The sequence below is a fragment of the Mycobacterium europaeum genome, from assembly GCF_034555895.2.
Lineage (GTDB): Bacteria > Actinomycetota > Actinomycetes > Mycobacteriales > Mycobacteriaceae > Mycobacterium > Mycobacterium europaeum.
In genome coordinates this window covers 4,774,427-4,797,081 of record NZ_CP157315.1, presented here as the reverse complement: position 1 = coordinate 4,797,081, position 22,655 = coordinate 4,774,427, and the positions used below count along the sequence as shown (strand labels likewise).

Annotated in this window: 18 protein-coding genes; 4 read left to right on the top strand and 14 right to left on the bottom strand. The window is 64.7% G+C overall.

What is annotated here, in order from left to right:
- Window positions 1-333: 333 nt before the first annotated feature.
- Together U8D42_RS22090 and U8D42_RS22085 are read right to left on the bottom strand one after the other, a co-directional pair.
- Window positions 334-3,075: a TniQ family protein gene (locus U8D42_RS22090; RefSeq protein WP_081241793.1), complete on the bottom strand. Its 2,742-nt coding sequence runs from the start codon at window positions 3,073-3,075 to the stop codon at window positions 334-336.
- Window positions 3,076-3,080: 5 nt separating this feature from the next.
- The gene (locus tag U8D42_RS22085; protein WP_062886270.1) at window positions 3,081-3,377 is read right to left on the bottom strand and encodes a helix-turn-helix domain-containing protein; all 297 of its coding nucleotides are present in this window, start codon (window positions 3,375-3,377) and stop codon (window positions 3,081-3,083) included.
- Between the two features lie 144 nt (window positions 3,378-3,521).
- Between U8D42_RS22085 and U8D42_RS22080 the strand changes: the two genes are divergently transcribed.
- A complete protein-coding gene (locus U8D42_RS22080; protein ID WP_322858218.1) occupies window positions 3,522-5,192 on the top strand; it encodes a TniQ family protein in 1,671 nt (556 codons plus the stop codon).
- Here U8D42_RS22080 and U8D42_RS22075 read toward each other — a convergent pair.
- From U8D42_RS22075 to U8D42_RS22020, 12 genes are all read right to left on the bottom strand, one after another.
- Window positions 5,111-6,145 carry a TniB family NTP-binding protein gene (locus U8D42_RS22075; RefSeq protein WP_231110839.1) on the bottom strand — a complete coding sequence of 345 codons (1,035 nt, stop codon included), beginning with the start codon at window positions 6,143-6,145 and terminating at the stop codon, window positions 5,111-5,113. The genes U8D42_RS22080 and U8D42_RS22075 overlap by 82 nt on opposite strands.
- 201 nt (window positions 6,146-6,346) lie before the next feature.
- Window positions 6,347-8,443, bottom strand: a complete 2,097-nt coding sequence (locus tag U8D42_RS22070; RefSeq protein ID WP_322858220.1) for an integrase — start codon at window positions 8,441-8,443, stop codon at window positions 6,347-6,349.
- A 55-nt stretch (window positions 8,444-8,498) separates the two neighbouring features.
- Window positions 8,499-9,173 (bottom strand): TnsA-like heteromeric transposase endonuclease subunit, encoded by a 675-nt coding sequence (locus U8D42_RS22065; RefSeq protein WP_180984688.1) that lies wholly within the window; start codon window positions 9,171-9,173, stop codon window positions 8,499-8,501.
- A gap of 491 nt (window positions 9,174-9,664) precedes the next feature.
- Complete coding sequence (gene dnaB / locus U8D42_RS22060) at window positions 9,665-12,043, bottom strand: replicative DNA helicase (protein WP_322858221.1); 2,379 nt, start codon at window positions 12,041-12,043, stop codon at window positions 9,665-9,667.
- A gap of 529 nt (window positions 12,044-12,572) precedes the next feature.
- The gene (gene rplI / locus U8D42_RS22055) at window positions 12,573-13,031 is read right to left on the bottom strand and encodes a 50S ribosomal protein L9 (protein WP_007166948.1); all 459 of its coding nucleotides are present in this window, start codon (window positions 13,029-13,031) and stop codon (window positions 12,573-12,575) included.
- 30 nt (window positions 13,032-13,061) lie between these two features.
- Window positions 13,062-13,316: a 30S ribosomal protein S18 gene (gene rpsR / locus U8D42_RS22050; RefSeq protein WP_085239257.1), complete on the bottom strand. Its 255-nt coding sequence runs from the start codon at window positions 13,314-13,316 to the stop codon at window positions 13,062-13,064.
- A 37-nt stretch (window positions 13,317-13,353) separates the two neighbouring features.
- Window positions 13,354-13,875: a single-stranded DNA-binding protein gene (locus tag U8D42_RS22045; protein WP_085239258.1), complete on the bottom strand. Its 522-nt coding sequence runs from the start codon at window positions 13,873-13,875 to the stop codon at window positions 13,354-13,356.
- A 113-nt stretch (window positions 13,876-13,988) separates the two neighbouring features.
- Window positions 13,989-14,279 (bottom strand): 30S ribosomal protein S6, encoded by a 291-nt coding sequence (rpsF, locus tag U8D42_RS22040; RefSeq protein WP_067007424.1) that lies wholly within the window; start codon window positions 14,277-14,279, stop codon window positions 13,989-13,991.
- Window positions 14,280-14,423: 144 nt separating this feature from the next.
- Window positions 14,424-15,065: a DJ-1/PfpI family protein gene (locus tag U8D42_RS22035; RefSeq protein ID WP_322858222.1), complete on the bottom strand. Its 642-nt coding sequence runs from the start codon at window positions 15,063-15,065 to the stop codon at window positions 14,424-14,426.
- The gene (locus tag U8D42_RS22030; protein ID WP_322858223.1) at window positions 15,062-16,690 is read right to left on the bottom strand and encodes a glycosyltransferase family 87 protein; all 1,629 of its coding nucleotides are present in this window, start codon (window positions 16,688-16,690) and stop codon (window positions 15,062-15,064) included. The genes U8D42_RS22035 and U8D42_RS22030 overlap by 4 nt, the downstream gene beginning before the upstream one ends.
- Window positions 16,687-19,182, bottom strand: a complete 2,496-nt coding sequence (locus U8D42_RS22025; protein WP_431523802.1) for a transglycosylase domain-containing protein — start codon at window positions 19,180-19,182, stop codon at window positions 16,687-16,689. Before U8D42_RS22025 ends, U8D42_RS22030 begins: the two co-directional genes overlap by 4 nt.
- Before the next feature lie 55 nt (window positions 19,183-19,237).
- The gene (locus U8D42_RS22020) at window positions 19,238-19,663 is read right to left on the bottom strand and encodes a DUF5318 family protein (protein ID WP_085239261.1); all 426 of its coding nucleotides are present in this window, start codon (window positions 19,661-19,663) and stop codon (window positions 19,238-19,240) included.
- A gap of 122 nt (window positions 19,664-19,785) precedes the next feature.
- Here U8D42_RS22020 and U8D42_RS22015 point away from each other — a divergent pair, with 122 nt between their 5' ends.
- The 3 genes from U8D42_RS22015 to U8D42_RS22005 all read left to right on the top strand — a co-directional run bounded on the left by U8D42_RS22015 (window position 19,786) and on the right by U8D42_RS22005 (window position 22,525).
- A complete protein-coding gene (locus U8D42_RS22015) occupies window positions 19,786-20,667 on the top strand; it encodes a DUF1707 SHOCT-like domain-containing protein (RefSeq protein WP_322858225.1) in 882 nt (293 codons plus the stop codon).
- A 157-nt stretch (window positions 20,668-20,824) separates the two neighbouring features.
- Window positions 20,825-21,367, top strand: a complete 543-nt coding sequence (locus tag U8D42_RS22010; protein ID WP_322858226.1) for a PadR family transcriptional regulator — start codon at window positions 20,825-20,827, stop codon at window positions 21,365-21,367.
- A 60-nt stretch (window positions 21,368-21,427) separates the two neighbouring features.
- A complete protein-coding gene (locus U8D42_RS22005) occupies window positions 21,428-22,525 on the top strand; it encodes an inositol-3-phosphate synthase (protein WP_322858227.1) in 1,098 nt (365 codons plus the stop codon).
- Window positions 22,526-22,655: the final 130 nt, after the last annotated feature.

Below are 22,655 nucleotides of genomic sequence, written 5' to 3'. Positions count from 1 at the left end.
TCAACATGACGTAGCGCGAACATGGAACGCAACAGCAGTGTGGGTGATCCGATCGCACCGCAGGCCACGACGAACTCCTTGGCCAGCATCTCCTCGCCTGCAGGCAGATGCTTCTGAAACAGATCGGGTGTGCTACTAGTAGTAGCATACCTCGAGTGTGCTGGGTCGGCGTGGTCGGCGAGATTTACATTTGCAGCCGGAGCGTAATGCCTGTGCCTCCAAATAACTGCGGCTGACATCGACTGCGGTGCAGAGATTTCAAGGCCTGCCGATGCCAGCGTCGACTGATTCGGCCGTAGTCGCGACCCACCATTGGCGCATCGGGATCTGTGTTTAACGCGTCTGTGACCGCCGGTTGAACACGTGTGGTCTTTTCTCACTCTGGCGTTCGGCGTCTGATCGCTGACTCCTCGTTCGCCCGGTCTGGGTAGCCAGCGTTGCTTGCCGCTGACGGCTTCGGCGCAGCGGTATTCCCCATCCGTTGGCGAGCTTGCGCAAAGTCCCGTGGGAGACCTCGAAGTCCCGCTCCATGTCCGTCAGGCTGCGGTTTTTGGTTACGTACTCCGCATAAAACCGCTCCCGGGTGATAACTGACGTGGCGCGACGAGGTGGGTTGCGGCGCACGGGAATTCCGAGATTATGCGCTCGCCTGGCCAGGACTTGCCTGTCGACGCCCGCGTCGAGCGCCATGTCGGTTAGGCTGCGCTTGTTGACCATGTACTCCTGGTAGATCCAGGCCTCGGAAATGGGCGGCGTTACGCGGCGCTTGTGTATTCCGAGTTCGCTGGCTCTCGCGCGCAGTGTCCATGGACTGATGCCGACTTCGAGCGCGATGTCTTCCATGGTGCGTTCGTTGACGATGTACTCCCGGTACAGCCACTCGGCGTCCACGGGTTTCGGTAGCACCGAGACAAGATTGATGACAATGCCCTGCTCGACGGCCAGTTGTTTGACGACATCTGAATCGATGCCGAAATACTTTCCGATGGCGTAGAGCGACCATTTCTTCTGTTCGTGCAGTCGGGCGAGTTCAGCACCCGGTAGTCGAAGGCGTGCGCGGTCGAGGCGTGTGGGCTTCTTTGGCCGCTGTTGTCCTCGGCATACGGGTTGAGGCAGCGGCGACCTTTCCAGGAGGTGGCGAACTACCCTCGGCCGCACACCCATGCCTTCGGCAGCGCCACTGATCGATCGCGGTCCCGCGAGGATCGCTTGATGGAGTACTTCGATATTGAGCGCCTCGACGTCGGGTCCGGGCAGGTCGAGATCGGCGACCAATGATAGCGGCGGCGACCATGCGACGGGCTCATCAACGATCCTGTGCTGCTGGAGAAATCGTGATGCGATGGTGTCGAGCCGATCAGCAATTGGGGGTGCGAGCAATTCGATGGGTTCTAGGACATGGCCCGCCGGTTCAGGATTGCGTGCGGTGAAGGGGGACATGTCGGCGGGCAACATGCTGATCCGTTCGAACATCCAGTTCCGGACTCGTTGTCCAGTGTGGGCGCAGTCCAGGTTCCCGAAATCGGTCGACGCGAATATTTCCCGCCAATCGTTGTCTGGCAAGAGTTTTCGGTAGTCCAGACGCCGTCGCGTCGCATAGTCGATCGGGCTCGGGTGATCAGCCAGATGGTCGGCCAGCCTCGTCAGTGCTGTCGCGACGTTAGGCCACCACCCGTGGTCACGCAGGAGCAATCTGACACGAATCCAAGGGTTTTCAGCATGTTTGGCTGCTAATCGCGCGATCGCGAGGTTCTTTGCCATCTCGGGTTCGGAAGCGCGATTGCCCACCGCGAGCAGCAGCATGGCCAGGCCCGCTCGTGTGGCGCCGCGCCGCCCGGTCCTTCGGTCCGGGGGCAGCAGCCGAATCGCCCAGTCGCTCCACAGGCAGGTAGGGATACTGCGTAGGGCTGACGCATCTAGTTTACGTGACCATCGCGGTAACGGCTCCCACGCTCGGTATCGCAGTTGGTCCAACGGGCCCATTGAATCCCGAAGTGCCCGCACCGTTACCGCGTCGATGACGGGATTGCGGTTTCTCGTGGTCAAAGCCCCGTTGTAAACGCTGTTGCCGGCTTGGCGGCGCGTGGCCAGCAGTGGCTGCATCCGGGTGGCGGCCTCGTCCACGCTGCGACACAGCAGGACCTCAAGCGCGGAAGTGATTCCCACCGCGGCTATCAGCGCCGGCACCGTGCGACGCGTCTTCGGCGAGGCGCGCCACCGCCGGACCTCCACGCTGTCCCACACGGCGACGAGGTCGCTGCCCGGATGCAGCGACGTGATGACCGTGCGCTCACGCGGATCGATTGCCTCAGCAAACCGCATCGCCAACAGCCGCAGGTCCGCGAGGAACTGTTTCGTCGACGCCGGCATCGTTCCGTATAAGCCCGCAGCTACCGTCGCGTCGGAGAGAATGTTGGATAGCGCCGCCTGCGCTTTGAGGAACGGATGTCCTTTCGTCAGAGCACTGGTTGATGTTGCCGACAGAAGATGTCCACAACGACTTCCGTCCGGTGCAGTTGCACGACACAGTTCGGGAGCAGGGACGAGATCGCCCCTGAGCCAGCCGCGGCTGGTGCGTTGGGTATGTCCGCACGCCGGGCAGCTATCAGCGAGCAAGCGGAAATGCTTCTGGCAGGCAAACACCCACGGCAGTCGCCACTCCAGCTGCCAACGTCCGTGCGAATCGGCCACACACTCCGGACAGAATCGGAACCGGCGGAAGGGCCAGCTCATCTTCATCTGCCGTTGGGCGACATCGACGGTGCCTACCAGGCCGTCGAATCGCCGCCACGTCAACGCCTCGATGGAGGCGGCGTCAACACCCGTCGCCGCGGAGATGGATCGCAGTTCCGCTTCCGTGAGGTGTGCGGTGAGGTCCAGCCGACCCAGCGAGTGCGGCCTTGGCACGAGGCTCCGGGGAAGAATCACGCTGAGAAACTTGCCCCACTGAAGATCGAGGCACTGTGCCAGTGCCGCCAACCACGACTCGAGTGCCTCCCCGGGCACCGGCATGATACCCAGCGGGAGCGTTCGCGGACCCAGCCGCGCTCCCGACATCTCGACCGCCGTTGCCATAGAGATCAATCCGGGCGAGTTTGACGATCCCGGTGTGATGAGTGCGCTTGCGGAGCCATCAAGTCGCAGATGGACACCTGCAAAGCGTCGGCGATGTCAAAGAGTCGCTCGTAGAGCAGCCCGCGGCGGCCGAATTCCACGTCGATAAGCACGTTGCGTGTCACACCGGACCTCAGCGCGAGGGTTTCCTGCGTCATGCCCTGTTCAGTACGCACCCTGCGGATGTTGGCCCCGACGTGTAGTCGGGATTGCTCCCATTGCGCCACGCGTTCCGGAGTGTTCTGATTCGGACGAGTGGGCACCGCTTCAGTTATCGGCGAACCCCGCCCGATGTCTGCCCTACTAGTAGTACATTGACGTGGTGGTTGCTGACTGTGCCGGCGGTGCTGCGTTCAGCTGGCTCTGGCAGCGGGTCCGCTGTCGAACGGGGCTGACTGGTCGTTGTCATGTTGGAACTGTTGCCGAGTCGCCCTGCGCTACACCCGGCTGAAGCGCTGGACGGCTACCTCGAGCGGCTCGCCGAGGCGAACGGGCTCTCCACCGCGACCTTGCACAAGCTCATGCGTGAGGCGCTTGGCACAGACCCAATGGCGTTGGTGTTTTTGATGATCAAGCCTCAGCGCGCCGCCGTCGAAGCGATTGCCGATCTTGGCGGGGCTGACCGCGCGGCGCTCACTGCAGCCACGCTGGTGCGTTATGGCGACGGGCTGCCGCTCCATCTGGAGGGGCTTGATCCCAGCCGGCGGCACACGTACCGCAGCCTCGTCGCACAGGGCTGGTTCCCCCCGCATGGCTCCCAAGCCTGCCCCATATGCCTGGCACGTGACGGGATATGGAGGTTGGAGTGGCGGCTGCCTCTGGTCGCGGTATGCAGGATTCACGAGGTGGAACTGCTCACCCAATGCGCTGCGTGCCGACGGCGTTTCCGGATACGGAGGCACTCCCCCATGCGCCCGTCGGTAGGTCCAGACCAGCTGTGCGGCAACCCGATCGGACTTCAGCGCCACTGCGCGTGGCCGATCGTGAACCAAAGAACCCGACGTGCAGCACCGGCAGCAGTCGCCGCCGTGAACATGGTTGCGCTGGCGCTGGCGGGTCGGCGCGTCGACATGCTGGGCCGCGAAGTCGATCCTCGAATCTTTCTCGCCGAATTGCGGCACGTCGCGACGATGCTGCTCCACCTCCTTACTACCGCCCGCGATTCTGCATCACCCGAATGGTCACGCCTCATCCACAACGAATCCGCCTCACGTATGGCAGAACTGCGCAACCCCCGGTGGGGAATCAGTCCGCCCAGGAGCTCTGCATTACGCGGACACGTTCTCGCAGAAGCCAACGCCATCCTCGGTCAGTCCACACTCACCAACGCCGGAGCGCGCCTCGCGACATGGCTGGCGCCGATCTCGGGCGTCGCCAACGGACCGAATAACTGGCTGCTCAATCGCACCACCCGCACCGCGACGACCCACGAGTTGATCATTGCAGCCCTTTCGGGGCGACATCACGTTGGCCGCCGGCTCAACGGGATGAGGGTCCGGCAGCTGCCACCGATCTGCGCGGTCCCTCAACTGCTCGATCTCGAGCTGTTCGTCGAGTTCTTCGACGACATGCTTGGCGGCTATCAATGGACGGGCCGGCTCTACGTCTCGCTGTGCCTGGCGCGATCGGTCACCGCGGCACAGAACTGGCCGGCAGCCGCAACACAGCTCGGACTAGATCCAGCGATCGGCTGGCGAACGGCACGAGCCGCAAGCGGTCGAATGCGTGCGACACCGGCGGTATTCGCCGATGCGGTGCAGCGAACCCTGCGTGTGCTGCCGCGGGACCGCAACTTCCGTCAGCGTGAAACTCGCGTTGCGGCCCTCGCCTCCGACCCCAGTGCCTGGTTCGACCGCTGGCGCACATCATCTCGGCCCGATCGTCGCCCGGCATCGTTGCTGTATGCCATCACCTGGATGTGGTGTGAGCCGGCTCAGGGATGGCTCGGGGCAAGCCCTGCTTGGCAGAACTCCGTGACTGCGCGCGCAAAGGCTAGCTACCGCGAGTTTTCGGAGCGGCTCGCGCCCGCCGCTGAGGCAGGCCTGCGGTCACTGGTGCTCGACGAGCGCCCTGGCTGACCGGACCGGCGATTCTCGCTTCGTTTCAATGAGGGCGGGACGTCCTCGGCAGTAGATGATGTCTTAGCGGTCCGCGTCTTTGATCCTGCATTCTTCTTGACCGCCTTGAGGAGACCTTCTCGATCCATCATTTCGCGCCGCCTCAATTCAGCCCGATCACTGAGGGTCACTGCATCGAGGTGGGCGCGCACGATCCTGTGGGTGCCGTCGTCGGTCGCCGCGAGCGTCGCTTCGCAGATCAATTCTTTGAGATCTTGAAAGTAGCCTTGCGTGCGAAACCATATTTCGCCCGCAAGGTCTCGGTACAGCATCCCCGGCCTGCCCGCTGGTAGATGGGGAAGAAGTTGCTTCTCGATGTCTCGGATTACGCGCTGCCATGCGCGCTGCTCATCGGGTTCGTCTATCTCGTATTGGGTTACCAAGATTGTTTTCGACCTGCCCTGGATCTGCGGATCATTCAATAGCCCACCCCCTAATAGGTTGGCCCCAACCAACACAAGGCTCGCATTGGTTTCACCCAGGACGGTGTTGAGAAATTTGATGTGGTCAAGAACAGGACGCGTTCTGCCCCACTCGGTCCTCAGCAGATTGACATCATCGATCACCACCACTTGAGCCCGGTGACGGATGACCGCCTTGATCGCGCTCCTAGTGGTGGCATGGGCGGTGCTATCGCTGGGCAAGCGGTGAAAGTCCAAGACTTGTGATTCAAGCGCCTTCACCTGAGCGTCTTCTTGGAGGTTGAAAATCACTACTGGGCACAGGTCACATTCAACGTCCGGCGTCGGATACCACACCGGGTAGCCCCCGGCACCTACGCTAGCGTGTTCAGTCCAGCCGAGGTAGCACTGCCGTGCCCAGTTCATGACAAATGCGCTCTTGCCGATCGTGTTCGGCCCGGTGATGACCGCAATCTGCTTAGCGCCGGGCAGCGTTTCACTGTTGAATTCCACGATTGCGTTTAATCGCTTAGTTACCGCGTTGAATTGAGTGGTCTCGAAGTAACACTGACGAAGCCACCGCCTCAACTGCTTGATATGGGATCTGCGCGGCGTATCGCCGAGGGCGTTCCACTGCTTGAGTGTCAGCGGCGCCGGTTCGGCTGGTGGAGTAGAGATGCACCAGTCATGCCAGCAGCGAGAGTCCACGTGTAATCAGTCCTCGGTCAATAGGTCCGGCCACCGCGTACGGATCGATACATCGCGCGACACGGCCGTCGCGGTCGGATCGTCTATGTGTTTCTTCAGCGGATACTCATGGATGGCGCGTTGCGCTTCGTTGTGATCCCGGCGTGCTTGTTCAACGCGAAGTGTCGCCGCCACAACAGGATTCCAGTCCCCGGACGGTTTAGTGACCCGAGACAGCTCCGTTAATTCGTCGAGGATCTGGCGCGTCGCGGAATTTCTGTTGAGAACGGTGTTGCCGCCTCGATCACGGACCCGGCGGCAGGCGGTGGCGACGATGCGGGCAGTCATCGGGGCATCCGTGCACATAGCGCCGCGCCATAGCACAGGATCCACCCGGTCGGTCACGGGGTCGCGAAACCAGATACGCGACATATCGTGCGGATCGACGTGAAACGGTGCCGCACGATCGCCATCGCGGAAGTAACCGACAGGTACAGTTCGGTAGTCGTTGAGCACCGGCGAGTCGTAAACCAAGTTGGCGCACTCGACGCCCTGATGACTGATGGTCAGCCATTTCACGGGTAAGAATTGGTAAATCAGATCGGGTGTTTGCGGCACGTCGATTCGGCCCGTGGCCTCTGTACATGCATCCCACATCTCCAGTGGACACATCCTCGCTCCCGGCTCGCCGTCAAGGATCATGCCGGTGTGCCAGTCACGGTGATAGTCCAGCGCGACGAACCGCCGTAAGTGGTCTTGCAGCTGCTGAGCTGTCATCAACGGTTCTTTAGACACCAACCGCCCGCGTTCAGAAGTGTTGCGTCCCTTATAACCTGGGTACTGCTGCAGAGCTCGCTGCAACGTTTCATGCCAGCGTTCGACGTGAGGATTATCCGTTGGATGACCGCCACGGCTTAACAGCAAGTCAATCCCAAGGGTACGAAGCAGCGCCCGAAACAGCCTGCAAACAAAGATCGCGCCTTGATCGGCATGGATCGCGTCCGGACGTACCGAAGGAATATGGTGCGCACCCTGCAACGTCGTAAAATCTGGCGCGAACAGCTGGCGTCCAACACGTACTGAAATGTGAGACAAGTCGAGGTGCTCCGGCAAGCCGACCCATCGCCAATCAGTCATCGTGGTCCCCCGCACGACGGCAGAAAATGGACGACAGATGTCGTAGACCATCAGCCCAGCGTCTACGCCGTCAGCGCTTCGCGGTGTCACACGCAGCGCCACAACGACCCGCGTGCAGACATCTATCGCCGTCAAAATCTCGACGCTATAAGGCTTTCCGCTCAGCGGCGAATAGACCAAATTGTCCGCCCTCGTTGCGTCAATAGCGACCACCTGGCCGGGGCGGATGGCGGGAAAATGTTGCGTGCCCGATGTCTCCCGCAAACGGTTGCTGCGCTGAGCGCGCGGCGTCGCCCCTCGCTGCTTCCTTAGCTGTGAAATAAACTCGCCAGAGAGTCTCTGTGGGATCACGAGATCCTTGGCGCCGTCATCTTTGAGTCGCACAAGCGCCCGCCGATGGATCTCTGCGTCCGCTACCGTCGACTTATCACCGTCGAGGGCGTCGACCTCTTGCACAGCTGCTTCTCGATATCGCAGATCTATCAGATCCCACGACTTCCGGCCACGCAGGCTGCGACCGTCGATGAGCGCCCTTAGCCCACCGTCCTTCCATCCCCGCAGCCATTTCCTGATCGTGCTGGGATTCGTTGTGATGGCGCGTATCTCGCCATCCTGAACGCGCCGCTGGACAGCCCGGTCACGAACGAGTTCCTCTGCGAGAACGCTGGCCATGACCTCGCACCGCCGAGTTTCAGAAACCCCGAACCCGGGCCCGAACGGATATCGCGGCTCACCCTCGCGCGCAAGTTCACGATGACCTTCCCGGTAACCGGTAAAAATCTCTTGCACCACCTCCAAGCGGTCCAACGCCGTAGTCCTAGCATTCTCATCAATGGCATCCCAGAGGGGTCGCAGCGCATCGGCCATCGGTGCAACTTCGCCCGCCCGAACTTCACGCACCGCAATCACGTCTAAGTACCCGATGACCTCAAGACCGCCGAAGGCGTCCCTGATCGTCCACCCCGACACCCCGATCGACACCACCACCCCCGTGCCTCGGCCCGTGAGTACGCGTGCCCCCTCGCTAAGGGCCGTACGCCCATCAGACATCCCACAACTCCTCATCCACAGCGACAAAAGAATCGTCATCAATCGGCGCCATGAGGTCGACGCTGAGCGCGCCGAGCCAAATAAGGTGCCATACAACCGATTTCAGCTCACCTGAGCCGTCATCAAACGCAAATAAGTCTTTAAGAGAGATACCATCGGCGCCGGCAACACGTCGGATCAGGCCAATCTGCCGGGGCAGCCAATCGGGACGTCGCCTGAAACCGTGCAGCCACAATAGGTTCAAGCGTTCAACCGTGGCTAGTCCATTGAAGACCTCATACCGCCAGCCGACCGTCTCACAACATTTACGCGTAACCTCGGCCTGAAACGAAAAGGTCTCGTCCTGCTCGTCAAGCCGCCGAGCATCCCAGACAGTGACGTCGTCCTCAGCCGAGAGACTGAGCAAGTCCGGCGTGTGACGGCCTGGCGTCGGTCCACCCCACGACAGTCGAAATGGCTGTGAGACCAGCCAACTGACGCGCGGATCGCGATCACATTTACGCAGTAGATCGTGCTCGAGACCGGACTCCAACCAGACGTGGTCATCGTTGCTCATCGAGAACGCCGACACCGGAATGTGCCGCGCGTGCCACGAGGCACGAGTTTCACGGACGGGTTGCAGCGAACGCAGCGGCGGACTGTTGCGCGCTTGCCAGTCCCAGATCACCTCTTCGCGGACCCCCGACCGGAACGTCCACCTGACTGCGCCAACGGCTTCTAGCTGAAAAACTTCCGCGCCTCGCCGACTCGCTGCAACAGGCCTCGAATCTCCGCCGCTACCAAAGTGGTCGGAGCCGAACGATATCCCGCCTCGAGGAGACGCATAGGGGCGCCGACCTGCACCAGATCGACCACCGCTCCCCGGACTATTTGCGCGAGACGCCCTAGCGGCCACATCCGCGCCGATGACCGGCGGTGGACACGCATAAACGGTAACAACGCCGGCACACCGACACAAGACATCAACTTGACATAATGTTGCCGGTGGCTCCGATATCGGAGCCAAAACACTCATTCGTGCGGCTTTGACACCTGCCCTACGACTCCCGAAGGCTGGCAAAATCGCAGGTGATGACGGGTGCAGCAATGCTCTAGCGGCTAGATAATCTGGCAGAGCCTATTCGCTAATCTTCGTTGCATCTCGACAGCAGTACAGAATCACCGCGCCATGTTGGCAAAACGCGATAGGTGCAGCTGGTGCGCGACGGTGACGGTCTTTGTCGGGCCGTTGCGGTGTTTGGCCAGAATGAAATCCGCCTCTCCCCCGCGCGGGTCGTCGCGCTCGAAGGCGTCCGGCCGGTTCAGCAGGATCACCATGTCGGCATCTTGCTCCAATGATCCCGATTCCCGAAGGTCCGACAGCATTGGCTTCTTGTCGGTGCGCTGCTCGGGACCGCGGTTGAGCTGGCTGATCGCGACCACGGGGACCTCGATCTCCTTGGCCAAAAGCTTGAGATGCCTTGAGAATTCGGACACCTCCACCTGCCTCGACTCATGCTTCTTGCCCGACGTCATCAGCTGCAGGTAGTCGACCACCACCAGCTTCAAGTCGGCTTTCTGCTTGAGCCGACGCGCCTTGGCGCGGATCTCCATCATCGTCAAATTGGGCGAGTCGTCGATATACAGGGGCGCCTCGCTGATTTCGCTCATCCGCCGCGCCAGCCGGGTCCAGTCGTCGTCGCTCATCCGGCCCGAGCGCATGTCGGCGAGCTTGATCTTCGCCTCGGCCGAGAGCAGCCGCATCACGATCTCGGACTTGCTCATTTCCAGCGAGAAGATGACGCTGGCCATCCGGTGCTTGATCGAGCACGACCGCATGAAATCGAGACCGAGGGTGGAATTGTGCGTCGGGATCATCGCCCTACTGGCCAGGTAGAGGTGGCTGTCGTTGTCCACTTCGACGCACCGCACCGGAACTGTCTCGACTCGGCGGACGTCGACGATGAAGCGTGAGCCAGAGCGCACGGTGCCAGTGGCGGCTCGACGCTCCTTGTGCAGGATAGCTTTTCGCTGCAAAGCGAACACTTCGTCGTCCGTGGAGAACGTCAAGGTGTAGGCGATGCTGGACGACTCCCGACGGCCACGGACGCGCTTGGTCGAGGTTTGGCAGCGGTAGCCGAGGCTGACGATGAGTTCGGCGGCATCGGATGCCAGCCGATGGTTGGTGACCGAGAACTGGACCGCCCCGCCCGCCGTCACCGTTCCGTCGGTGTCAAGCAACCCGGCGAGCAGCGCCCGTCGTTGTGCCTCGGAACCCCGCAGGTACTCCAACGGAATGTGCTTGTTCCCGAGCACGCCGAGGGTGCGCAGCCGCGCCTGCAGTGTCCCCACCACGCCATCCGCTTCGATCCGCATGATGAGTTCAGGATCGGCCGTGGTGATCTGGGCTGCGGCACTGGTGCCGTCCCCGAGCCAGGCACCGAGAGTGTATGGCGGGATCAACAATTCGTGCTCGGGTAGGTCAAGCGCGCGCGCGTTCACCACACTGTGGTTCAGTCGCCGGTCTAGCGTGTCACAGCGCAGGGTTCCAGCGATCTCAGCCGTCGTTCGCACCGCCGCAAAGGTGCGCTGATTCTTGGAGCGGTTGTAACCCACCGCCGCAGCCTGCGCCGACTTCCGCGACGCACGTGTTTCGGTCAGCCACTGATGCTCGGCATCGGCGACGATCACCGTCCCGTCCGAAAACTCCACTTCGTAGCAGGGCCGGCCCAGCATCACATCGGTGGTGGCCACCACCCGCGTCGGCCGCCCGTCGGCGCCGATCAACTCGTCACCGACGGCGATGTCACCCATCGTCGTCCAGCCGGTTGGGGTGGGCAGCGGCGTATCCAAGGCGAGCGCCTTCCCCACTCCAGGCCTCGCAGCCACAATGATCATCTGTCCGGGGTGCAGACCGTTGGTCACCTCGTCGAGCTCGGTGAATCCGGTCGGCACGCCGCGCGAGATGCCGCCGTTCGAGGCAATCGCGTCGATCTCGTCCATTGTCGGCTGTAGCAGGTCCTCGAGCGGAACGAAGTCCTCCGACAGCCGCCGCTCGGCCACGTCGTAGATCTCCGCCTGCGCGCGATCGACCACCTCGGCCACGTCGGCGCCCTCGGCACCCGCGTAGCCGTACTGCACGACCCGCGTCCCGGCCTCCACCAGCCGGCGCAGCAGCGCCTTCTCGGCGACGATGCCGGCGTAGTAGCCCGCGTTGGCGGCGGTGGGCACGGTCGAGATCAGCGTGTGCAGATAGGGCGCACCGCCGATGCGGCGCAGCATCCCGCGGCGGTCCAGTTCCGCGGCCACCGTCACCGCGTCGGCCGGCTCGCCGCGGCCATAGAGGTCCAGGATCGCGTCGTAGACGTTCTGGTGCGCGGGGCGATAGAAGTCACCGGGCCGCAGCCGTTCCAGCACGTCGGCGATGGCGTCCTTGCTCAGCAGCATGCCGCCCAGCACCGCCTGCTCGGCCGCGAGGTCCTGCGGTGGCTGACGTCCGAAGTCCTCACTCGGCGGCGGCGAATCCATGCCCGACGCGAGGTCATCGACGACCGCCATGGATCCCTCCTCCCTTACCACGCACCCGAACGTACATTCGAAAACCGCTCTCGTCAGCGTAAGTCAAGGAGCCGACACCTTCACCGCGCAGCATTCGTACGCCTCGCGACGGGACGACGTTAGACGTTGCTGGCTAGGAGGTGAAAGGGGTGCTGTTCATGAACTTGTGCATGGTGTGTGCATATCCTTCAACACCCGTGTTGAGTGGGGTGTGGAGAACCTGTGTATCAATTCAAGGAGCTTCGACATCGCTGCTGTTAAGGGCCATGTAACGGCATGAATTTCGTGTGGACAAGAATCTCTACGGCGTGTCGTCGCAGGTTACTGCGCCGGGCGTGTTGGCTTTCAGCCATATTTTCGTAGCGTTACGGCAGGGTAAATGAGGTCCCCGGGACACCCCGCGGCGATAGTTCGCTAGCGCGCGCGTCCGCGACCGCCCGCGCTGGGACCCGAAAACATGCGCGCAGCGCAACTGAACCCGGCGGCGGCCGATGACGGCCGCCGCCGGGTCAGAGCAAACGTGGGAGGCTTAGCTCTCCGCGACAACCTCGAGGGCGACCTCGACGTCGACCTCGGGATGCAGGTGCACCGACACCGGGTGGGTGCCGACGGCCTTGATGTGCGACTTGGGCAGCCGGACGATTCGTTTGTCGAGGTTCGGCCCGCCGGCCTTCTTGATGGCCGCGACGACGTCCCCGGAGGTCACCGAGCCGAACAGCTTTCCGGAGTCGGCCGCCGTCCGCACCGGCAGCTGGACGGGGCCCAGCGCCTCGATCGCCGTCTTGAGTTCGTTGGCGTGCCCGAGGTCGCGCACCGCCTTGTTCTCGCGGGAGCGGCGGATCTCGTCGGCCTGCTTCTGCGCACCGCGCGAGGCGACGATCGCCAGACCGCGCGGGAGCAGGAAGTTGCGGCCATAGCCGTCCTTGACCTCGACCGTGTCGCCGACGGTACCGAGATGGTCGACGTCGGCCGTCAGAATCAGCTTCATCTTTTCGTACTTTCGCTCGAGCGTCGGCGGTTATCGCGCCGAGGAGGTGAAGGGCAGCAGCGCCACCTCGCGGGCATTCTTCACCGCGATCGCGACGTCGCGTTGGTGCTGCACGCAGTTCCCGGTGACGCGACGCGCACGAATCTTGCCGCGCTCACTGATGTAGGTGCGCAGCAGCGCGGTGTCCTTGTAATCGATCGCTTGGCCCTTCTTCGCGCAGAAGACACACTTTCGCGTCTTGACGGGCTTTTCCGGAGCGGGACGTCGCTTGCTGGACTTGGCCATGACTGTCTTTCTTTTCGTTCTTACTGTTGAAGTTCTTTTAGAACGGCGGTTCGTCGTCGCCGCCGCCGAAGGACCCGGATGCCGGGGCGCTGCCCCACGGGTCGTCGGCGGGTGCGCTACTCGCCGGGGGTGCCGATCCCTGCCGGGACCCGCCTCCGCCGCCGAAGCCGCCACCCCCGCCACCGCCGCCGCTGCGGCTGGCCTTATTGACCTTGGCCGTGGCGTACCGCAGCGAGGGCCCGATCTCGTCGACCTCGACCTCGACCACGGTGCGCTTCTCGCCTTCGCGCGTCTCGAAGGACCGCTGCTTGAGCCGGCCGGTGACGATCACTCGCGCGCCACGGGTGAGGCTCTCGGCGACGTTCTCGGCGGCCTCGCGCCAGATGTTGCACCGCAGGAACAGTGCCTCGCCGTCTTTCCATTCCGAACTCTGGCGGTCAAAGATCCGGGGTGTCGACGCCACGGTGAAATTCGCGACGGCGGCACCGGACGGGGTGAACCGCAGTTCGGGGTCGGCGGTCAGGTTTCCGACAACGGTGATAGTGGTGTCACCAGCCACAATTTCCTCCTCGTTCCGCCCTGCTGCTCGCTTCTCCGACGGTGAATGGCACGTGTCCTCGCTGAGCCTACGCAAATCCACCGACGGTGGGCCCACGACTCGGCCACGGGGTGTTAGTGCTTGTCGGTCCGCATCACCTTGGTGCGCAAGACCGACTCGTTGAGGCTCAGCTGGCGGTCGAGCTCGGAGACCGTTGCCGGCTCCGCCTTCAGGTCGACGACAACATAGATGCCTTCGGCGTGCTTGGCGATCTCGTAGGCCAGCCGGCGCTTACCCCAGATGTCGACCTTTTCGACGGTTCCGCCGTCTTTGCGGACGACGTTGAGGAACGTCTCCAACGACGGAGCGACAGTGCGCTCGTCGAGCGTGGGGTCAAGAATGACCATGATTTCGTATGGACGCATGGAAACCTCACCACCTCCTCTGGTCTGCACGGCCACGGTCGATCCGTGGCAGGAGGGTCGCCTGCGTCGGCAACCGCACCAGGCTACCCGACGGGCGGGGTGGCCTCCAAAATCGCGGCGGATCGGTGCGCTGGAGCAATCCGGCTACTGCCGGGCGTCCAAGTATTCGGTGGCCCGGTCCACCGTCGGCTGATCGGCCTTCGCGAGGGAACCCGAGTCGAACGGTGGCTGCGGGTCGTATTCGATGAGCAGCTGGGCGGCCTGCGCCGCCTGTCGATCGACGAGGAGCTCGACCAGCCGCAACGCCATGTCGATGCCGCTGGAGACGCCCGCGGCGGTGATGATCCGCCGCGGCAAATGCTCGACGACCCGGTCCGGCACGTAATGCGCGCCCAGGCCGTTGAGCAGGTCCCCGGCCCGCCAATGCGTCGTGGCGGTGAGCCCGTCGAGCAGGCCCGCGGCGGCCAACAGCAGCGCACCGGTGCACACCGACGTGGTGAACGTCGTAGTCGGGTGCACGGCTTGCAGCCAGGCCCGGATGGTGTCGTCGTGAATCAGCTGCCGCGTGCCGATCCCGCCGGGAACCAGCACCACGTCCGGCGAGGTGACCTCGTCGAACCTGGCGTCGCAGCTCAGCCCGAGCATCCCGTTTTCCGTACGCACCTCGCCCTGGCGGTGACCGACGAACACCACCTCGATCGAGGGGACGCGTTGCAGCACTTCGTACGGGCCGACCGCGTCGAGGGCGGTCACCCGGGGAAACAACGGGACGGCCACCAGCGTCATGGCGCGGCGGGCTCGGCTTCGGGGACCGGCGTCCGGCGCGCGCCGGACGGTCGCAGCCAGTCCGGCAGCCAACCGGGCGGCGCGTCGGCAGCCCGGTCGAAGGGGCCGCCCGGCGGGTCGTCCGCCCGGCCGCCCCAGCGCACCAAATCCTCGTCGGGCCGGTAGATCTGGCGGATCACCAGCGCGCACAGCGCGATGACGGCGACGTCGCGCAGCAACACGGTTGTGGTGAAGAACTGCTCCGGCAGCGACCGGTTCGGGTTCCCGTAGAGGTAGTACATCCGCGGCACCCACACCACCGCGTCGATGGTCATCCACGCCAGCAGGATCCGGCGATGCGGCAAAGCCAGCACCGCCAGGGGCACCAGCCACAGGGAGAACTGCGGGCTCCATACCTTGTTGGTCAACAGGAAAACCGCCACCACCAAGAACACCAGCTGCGCCAGCCGCGGCCGCTTCGGGGCGGTCAGCGCCATGTATGCGATTGCCGCACAACCGGTTACAAACAGCACCGTGACCACCGCGTTGAGCACGGTGGGCGGCTGCCAGAACCCGAGCCCGGAATCGAATCCGCGCCAACCGGTGAACGACTTCACCACGTTGTACACCGAATCCATGTCGTCGCCGCGGCGGGTGTTGAGCCGGAAGAATTCCGACCACCCCCGCGGAAACAGCACCAGGACGGGCAGATTCACCAACAACCACGTCGCCGCGGCCGCCACCGCGGTGCGGCTCAGCGCGCGAACGCGCCCGGTGCGGAGCGCCAGGATCACCATCGGGCCAAGGAACAACAGCGGATACAGCTTGGCCGCGGCGCCCAACCCGATCAGCACACCGGCCAGCACCGGTTTGCGCCGTGCCCACGCCAGCAGCCCCGCCATGGCGAATCCCGTGGCCAGCGCGTCGAAGTTGGTGAAGATCTGGAAGATCACCAGCGGCGAGGCGGCCACCAGGGCCGCATCCCAGATCCGGCGGCCCGCCAGACCGGCGGTGGCCCAGATGGTGGCCAGCCACGCCAGCGCCAGGCCGAACGCCGCGACGTCGAAGAACATCACCACCTCGGCGACCACGGGAAGCGGGGCCAGCTTGCTCAGCGCGGTGTAGGTCTTGGCCAGCGCCATCGACACGTACTGATACATCCCGGTCAGCACGGGATACTCCATGTATCGCACCGCGGGACGACCGTCGTAGCGCGTCTGCGGCGTGCCGCTGCCGTCGGTCTCGATCCAGCTCGACTTGTACGGAAACTTGCCCTGGCTCAACAACTCCGCGCCGTAGAGCGGGACGGTATCGGAGTAACACAACTCGTAGTAGGCGCGTTGGTTCTCCCAGTTCGCCACCCGCTGGTCACCTGTGCCGGTGCCGGTGCTCTGCAGGCAGGCCGCCTTCGTCGACCAGCCCAGCGCCAGGAACACCAGGCCGATCAGGAACATGACCCGCAGCGGCGTCATCACCCGGGTGCGGCCGATCAGTGCGTGCCTGCCCACCGGCCCCCCGATGACCTCCGCCAGCGCGGCACCCAACGAGTCGGTGCGGCTAGGACAGTCGCGGTTGTCGACGCTGCGCAGATCGGCGGCCAGCGGCTGCGGGGAAATGGTGGCGGTCTGCCGCTGAGCCTCGGTCACGGTGGCGGCTGGCCGGGGGGCGGGGCTTGCGGCCCGCCCGGCGGGACGCCCGGCTCGGGGCCCCCGCCGGGTGGCGGTGGCGCGTTGGTGATCGTCGTGGGCGGGCCGACCGGGATGGTGATTCCGGGCGCCACCTCGATGGTGGGCTGGATGACGGTCACCGAGGGCTGCGGCGGCGGGGGCGGCGGCGCCGGGACGCCCGCGTAGCCGCCGATCTCGGTCGGCTTGGGGAAGGATTCTTGGGGGGTGTCCTTCAGGGCGCCGTCCATGGTCGACTTCCAAATGTCCGACGGCAGGCCAGAGCCGTAAACCGGTGCGCCCGAAGCGGTTACCAGGGGGACGTCACCCTTCGCGGTGCCCACCCACACCGCCGTCGCCAACGACGGTGTGTATCCGACCATCCAGGCGTCCTTGTCGGCGGTGGTGTCACCCAGCTGCGTGGTGCCCGTCTTGGCCGCGGATGGCCGGCCGCCGGCCAGGGCGTGGCCCCGCGAATAGCTGGCGATCGGCTCCATGGCCGCGGTCACATTGTCGGCCACGGCCTTCGGGATGCGCTGCTCGCCGTTGTTCTCGGATTTGCTCGCGTCGAAGAGCACCTGGCCGTCGGAGTTGACGACCTTCTGCACGAAGTGCGGCCGGTGGTAGACGCCGGAGGCGGCCAGCGTGGCGTACGCGGAGGCCATGTCGATCACCCGGGTCTGGTACTGCCCCAACACGATTCCGTTGTTGGGCGGTCCACCCTTGCCGTCTTCGGACAGCGTGTGGTCCACGCCGGGGAAACTGGTCGCGACGCCGGCCTGGTGCGCGGCGTCCGCGACGGCCTGCGGTCCGCCCTTGAGCTTGAGCATCAGCCGGTAATAGGAGGTGTTCAACGATTGCTTGAGCGCCTGGGCGATGTTGCATGTCCCGCAGCTCTCGCCGTCGACGTTGGTGATCTTGATGCCGTCGACCGTCAGCGGGGAACTGTCGACCTGGTAACCCAGACCGATCCCCTGCTCGAGCGCGGCGACCAGCGCGAAAACCTTGAACGACGAACCGGTCTGCAGCCCGGCCTGCGCGAAGTCGAAACCGTTGGCGTCCGCGCCGCCGTAGTAGGCGCGAATCGCCCCGTCGTGCGGGTCGATGGACACCACCGCCGACCGCATGTCGGGGTCTTGCCCGTCAAGGTATTTCGACACCGCCTTTTCGGCCGCCTGCTGGGCCTTGGGGTCGATGGTCGTGGTGACCTGCAGGCCCTGGGTGTTCAGGGTCCGCTCGTCGATGTTGAACAGCTCCATCAACTCTTTGGTCACCTGGCGCTCGATCAGGCCGTTGGGCCCCGTCGTCTGGTTCTCGGCACGCGCCTGGTCGGGCGGCACGGTCTGTGGGAACTCCTGCGCGGCACGGTCGCCGGGTGACAGGGCCTTGGTCTCCACCATGCCGTCGAGCACCCAGTTCCACCGGGCCCGGGCGCCCTGCGGATCGATGGCGGGGTCCAGCGCGGACGGCCGCCGGATCAGCGCCGCCAGCAGCGCCCCCTCCGAGACGGTGAGCTGCTCGACGGGCTTGTTGAAGTACGCCTTGGCGGCGGCGGAGATCCCGTAGGCGCCGCGGCCGAAGTAGATGATGTTCAGGTAGGCCTGCAGCACATCGTCTTTCGACCACTCCCCCGACATCTTGGTGGCGATGACGAGTTCTTTGGCCTTGCGCATCAGACCGCTGAGGCCGTGCTGAGCAGACCCCACCAGCGCGTTCTTCACGTATTGCTGGGTGATCGTCGAGCCGCCCTGCAGGTCACCGTTGCCGAACAGGTTGTTGTCCACCGCCCGCGCGAAGCCGCTGAAGTCGAAACCCGGGTTCGAATAGAAGTTGCGGTCCTCGGCGGCGATCACCGCCTGGCGCACGTGCACCGGAACCTGGTTGATGTTGACATCAACCCGATTGCCTTCGGGAGGAATGATTTTGGCGATCTCGGACCCGTCGCTGGCCAGGATGGTGGAGACCTGGTTGGTACGCAGGTCACCCGGCTTGGGGATGTCGACGATGAAGTACGCCATCGCGAACGTGACGATCGGCAGGAGCACCAGCACCGCCGCCGACAGGTAGGCCGCCCGCCGCACCCACAACCAGTTGACCTGCTGGGTCCAGTGCACGTCGCCCCGCCGCCGGGGGCCGAAGCCGTCCGGGCCGCCGGGTCGTCCCCGCCGCCCGGGTGGCGGCGGTGGGCCTTCCGGCGGGCGCCCTCCCCCGGCCGGCCGGTCGCGACGCGGCGGCGTCCGGCTGTCCAGTGCGGCCTTGACCTCCTCCAGCGCATCCCGTTGCGGGGGCGCCGACGAAGGACCGTCCATTGCGGCCCTGACCTGGTCGATGCTGGGATCGGGCCGCCGGGGCGACCGGTCGTCGACGACCGGCGGCAGGATCGTCGTCAGCCGGTCGTCGGGAGGAACCCCACGGCGGTGACCGGGCGCCGCCTGCGCGTCACGCGGGCGGTCGCCGGTTCCGTGTCTGCCCACACGCTCAGTCGCCGGCCCGTCCGCGTCGCCGGATGACTGGTGGTGGGGTCCGCCGTTATTCAATGGCCGTTCGCGCGCCGTTACGCGCCGTCCGCGTACTCCTGGTGCCCTTGGGTGGGCGCGCCGCGCCGAGCACGTACGACTTGACCAGGTGATTCCACTCGCAGGTCCGGCATACCTCCACCACGTGGACGGCGAACTCCTCGAACCGGGTGGCCAGCAGGACCAACTCTTCGGCCGTGCGCGCCGAGCCCGAGACCGGGCCCAGATGTTCGCCGAACACCCATGACACCAGCGTCAGCTGCTCCTTGCGGCAGATCGGGCACATGACCTGGCTCGGTTTCCCGTGAAACTTGGCGGCGCGCAGCAGATAAGGGTTCGCGTCACACACTTCGGACACGCCGGTGCGGCCCGAGTACACCTCGGCCAGCAGGGCCCGCCGCCGGAGCGCGTAGTCCACCACTTGTCGCTGCAGTCGCACGCCCCCCAGCGTACGTCGCGATCGGCGAACGCCGATACGCAACCAAACCGTGGCGGACCGCACCGTTGACCGGGGCGCCGCTTTCCCCGCCTGAACCGGGACCGGACTTTACGATCATCCCCGTGGCGAAATGGCTCGGGACATCGCTCGGCGGGCGGCCGACACCGAACACCCGCGCGACGGACACCAATCGGCAAGACGCCTGCAAAATCCTCGATGACGCGCTGAACGACGGCCAGCTCTCAATGGAGGAACACCGGGGACGGGTCAGCGCGGCCACCAATGCGGTCACTCTCGGCGACCTGCAGGCCCTGGTGACCGACCTGCAGACCGACAGCTCCGCGCTGCCGACGCCGGCTGTCAAAGGCCCACGGGTGCCACCGAAGCTGGGCGGCTGGGGCTCGCTCGCCGTCGCCTTCGTCGTGTCGGTGCTGCTGGGCGTCGGTATCGGGTGGGGCCTGTACGGCAACACCCAGTCGCCACTGGACTTCACCAGCGACCCCGGAGCCAAGCCCGACGGAGTGGGCCCCGTCGTGCTGACCCCGCCCACCCAGCTGCATTCGGTGGGCGGGCTCACCGGGCTGCTCGAGCAAACTCGCAAACGGTTCGGCGACGCCATGGGGTACCGGCTGGTGATCTACCCGACGTACGCCGTGCTCGACCGGCCGGATCCCTCCGACGATCGCCGCGTGCTGGCCTACACCTACCGCGGCGGCTGGGGCGATCCGACCAGTTCGGCCAAGAGTTCCGTGGACGGTCCCGTTCCGGTGGACTTGAGTAGGTTCGACGTGACCGCGACGGTGGGCATCATGCGGGGCGCCCCGCAGACCCTGCACATGAAGCCGGCGGACGTCAAGACCGAGTACCTGATCATCGAACCGGCGAAGGACCCGACCACCCCGGGCGCCCTGTCCCTGTCGCTGTATGTGTCGACCGACTACGGTAGTGGCTACATCGTTTTCGCAGGTGACGGCACCGTCAAGCAACTCAACTTGCCGTCCTGACGGCAGGGCGGGCCGGCCGGCTCCCGGGCGATTCGCTTTTGCGCGCCCGGACAAACAGCTGACGAACATCCGGTGGTGTTGTGGCGAATATATCGGGGCGATACTATGACGCGAGGCGTCGAACCGTCGTAACCAACCGCGCAAAGGGGGTGATTCGATGCTTGAGCTCGCCATCCTGGGCCTCCTGATCGAATCGCCGATGCATGGCTACGAGTTGCGCAAACGGCTGACCGGCCTCCTCGGTGCGCTCCGCGCGTTCTCGTACGGTTCGCTCTACCCGGCCCTCCGGCGGATGCAGGCCGAAGGGTTGATCGCCGAGGATGCCGCGCCGGCCGGAACACCGGTTCGGCGTGCCCGGCGCGTCTACCAGCTAACAGACGAGGGCCGTCGGCGCTTCGGTGAGCTGGTGGCCGACACCGGTCCGCACAACTACACCGACGACGGCTTCGGGGTGCACCTGGCGTTCTTCAACCGGACTCCGGCTGAAGCGCGCATGCGCATCCTGGAAGGCCGCCGCCGGCAGGTTGAGGAGCGACGGGAGGGCCTGCGTGAAGCCGTGGCGCGGGCCAGTAACTCGTTCGACCGTTACACCCGCCAACTTCACCAACTGGGGCTCGAGTCGAGCGAACGCGAAGTGAAGTGGCTCAACGAGCTCATTGCTGCGGAGCGGGCGATGCCCGGCCTCTCCGAGCAGACGTAAAGCCCCTTGCACGAAATTCATCAGCTGCGACACAGAGTTATGGAGTTAGGAGAACGCCCCATGAGTGACCAGAACGCGCCGAACGCGTCGACGGAGGTACGAGTCGCCATTGTCGGCGTCGGTAACTGCGCGTCTTCGCTGGTACAGGGCGTCGAGTACTACCAGAACGCCGACGAGAACAGCACCGTGCCCGGTCTGATGCACGTCAAGTTCGGCCAGTACCACGTGCGCGACGTCAAGTTCGTCGCCGCCTTCGACGTGGACGCCAAGAAGGTCGGCTTCGACCTGTCCGACGCGATCTTCGCCTCGGAGAACAACACGATCAAGATCGCCGACGTGCCGCCCACCAACGTGACGGTGCAGCGCGGCCCGACGCTGGACGGGATCGGCAAGTACTACGCCGACACCATCGAGCTGTCGGACGTCGAGCCCGTCGACGTGGTGCAGGCGCTGAAAGAGGCCAGGGTCGACGTGCTGGTGTCCTACCTGCCCGTGGGCTCGGAAGAGGCCGACAAGTTCTACGCCCAGTGCGCCATCGACGCCGGCGTGGCGTTCGTCAACGCGCTGCCGGTGTTCATCGCGTCGGACCCGGTGTGGGCCAAGAAGTTCGCCGACGCGGGTGTGCCCATCGTGGGCGACGACATCAAGAGCCAGGTCGGCGCCACCATCACCCACCGGGTGATGGCCAAGCTATTCGAGGACCGCGGCGTGCAACTCGACCGCACCATGCAGCTCAACGTGGGCGGCAACATGGACTTCCTCAACATGCTCGAGCGTGAGCGGCTGGAGTCCAAGAAGATCTCCAAGACGCAGGCCGTCACCTCCAACCTGCAGCGCGAGTTCAAGACCAAAGACGTGCACATCGGTCCGTCCGACCACGTCGGCTGGCTCGACGACCGCAAGTGGGCCTACGTGCGCCTCGAGGGTCGCGCGTTCGGCGACGTGCCGCTGAACCTGGAGTACAAGCTCGAGGTGTGGGACTCGCCGAACTCGGCCGGCGTCATCATCGACGCGGTGCGGGCGGCCAAGATCGCCAAGGACCGCGGCATCGGCGGCCCGGTGATCCCGGCCTCGGCGTACTTGATGAAGAGCCCGCCGCAGCAGCTGCCCGACGACATCGCGCGCACCCAGCTCGAAGAGTTCATCATCGAGGGCTGACCCTCCGCGACGGCCAACCGCGAGCGTCACGCCAGGGCGATTTTCACTGCTGGAATTCGCCGCGGCGTTACGCTCGCGGTCGTTGGGCCAATTCGTCGACACGGCGCTGTGCGAGTGCTTAGCATCATCT